Raw genomic sequence first — 1,747 nt, 5'->3', positions numbered from 1 at the left:
TGAGCTTATTCAGGCTGTCAGAGCTCGGGTCGGAGAGGACTTTCCGATTATTTTACGTTTCTCTCAGTGGAAGCAACAAGACTATGAGGCACGGTTGGCCAACTCTCCAGAGGAACTGAAACAATTCCTACAGCCTTTATCTGAAGCCGGAGTCGATATTTTCCACTGCTCAACACGCCGATTCTGGGAAAATGAGTTCGATAACTCTGACTTGAATCTTGCTGGTTGGACTAAGGAGTTGACAGGTAAGCCGGTAATCACCGTTGGTAGCGTTGGTCTAGATAGTAGTTTTATCGATGAGAAGGGCTCGAGCTTGGGGATGTCTGACAAGGCGGGAGTGGCGTCTAGCCGAATTGCTGAATTGTCTGACAGAGTTGCCCAAGGTGAATTTGAGCTGGTCGCGGTTGGCCGTGCGCTACTTCAAGACCCTGAGTGGGTATTGAAAGTGAAAGAACAGCGTTTGGATGAATTGCAGGACTTTTCAAAAGCAGCATTGATGAAATTGATCTAAGTAGGCTTATAGAAAACGGCTGCTTGAGTAACAGAATATTTGAGCAGTCTCCGCTATTTTCGAATTAGTATAAGAAAATTAGGTTTACAATGTCTCTACTTTTGAAAGCTTAGCCGACTTTTTGGCTAGACTTGAGCTNGGTTTTATTGAGTTTCTTGGCTTTCGAGGGGACTGGAGTGATATTTACATCAACGTAGTTTCGTTGTAGCCACCATGGCAGCTCACTAAACTCCATATTACGGCGATCAGCTTTACGGCGGTTATTTTTATATTTTCGAGCTTGAGCAGTATCCTGCCTACGATCCTGGCCTCGCTTATCATTGAAAACATGGCTTTTTTCGGTTTTCATTGTATTCATGAAAGGCCTGAAGAGAACTCGTTGGAAAATGCTTACAATGTATGTTACCACTTTCCCACTGTGATTTGCGACGCCCTAGATCGATAAAAATGAAAGGAAGCTCAACTTATTGATCTTCCTCAAGTCCTTTCATCGTTTCTCTGTTTATTTAATCGACAAATAGATCGTTCATCAGTTTTTTATCTGGATCATCTGAGTAGCGATAGTGATCGAAATCATCCACGCCTCTCTTGCGAAGGATGTCTTCATCAATGATTACTTCACCACTGAGCTCACAATCTTGGGTGGTGAGTATTTCGTAGGCAGCATCGGCCATAATGGCGGGCTTACGACCTTTTTCAAGAGCCGACTTTCCGCCACCTTCAAATTCGATGGCAGCTGTAGAGATTAATGTTTGTGGCCATAGGGAGTTCACTGCAATTCCGTAGCGCTTGTATTCGGCTGCCATCCCAATAGTCAACATCGACATGCCATACTTGGTGACGGTATAAGGACCATAATGCTGGAACCATTTTGGGTCGAGGTTAACGGGTGGTGAGAGGCTCAGAATATGGCCGCATTCAGACTTCTTTAACCAAGGTAGCGCAGCCGTTGATAAGCTCAGTACGGCGCGAGTATTGATCTGATACATTAGGTCAAAACGCTTCAAAGGCAGCATTTCAGAGTTCATCAGTTTGATTGCGCCAGCATTATTAATAACCGCATCAATACCGCCAAATTTTTCAACACTTGCCTCAATGAGCGCCTTAACCTGCTCGTCTTCTCGGACATCCATTTTAAAGGCGAGTGCTTGTCCTCCAGCTTGTTCAACTTCTTCGGCAACGCTGAAAATTGTGCCGGGGAGTTTAGGGTGAGCTTCAGCTGATTTCGCTGCGATG

The 1,747-nt window shown here is 45.0% G+C and carries 1 protein-coding gene and 1 pseudogene; one reads left to right on the top strand and one right to left on the bottom strand.

What is annotated here, in order from left to right; genetic code table 11:
* Positions 1-511: pseudogene (locus A3763_RS28090) on the top strand (12-oxophytodienoate reductase); the annotation flags it as partial.
* Between the two features lie 506 nt (positions 512-1,017).
* Here the strand turns inward: A3763_RS28090 and A3763_RS04115 are convergent.
* Positions 1,018-1,747 (bottom strand): SDR family oxidoreductase (locus A3763_RS04115; RefSeq protein ID WP_068759908.1); only part of this gene is annotated, 730 nt, incomplete at its 5' end.

This window comes from Oleiphilus sp. HI0128, assembly GCF_001635365.1.
This window is presented reverse-complemented; position numbering and strand designations above follow the sequence as displayed.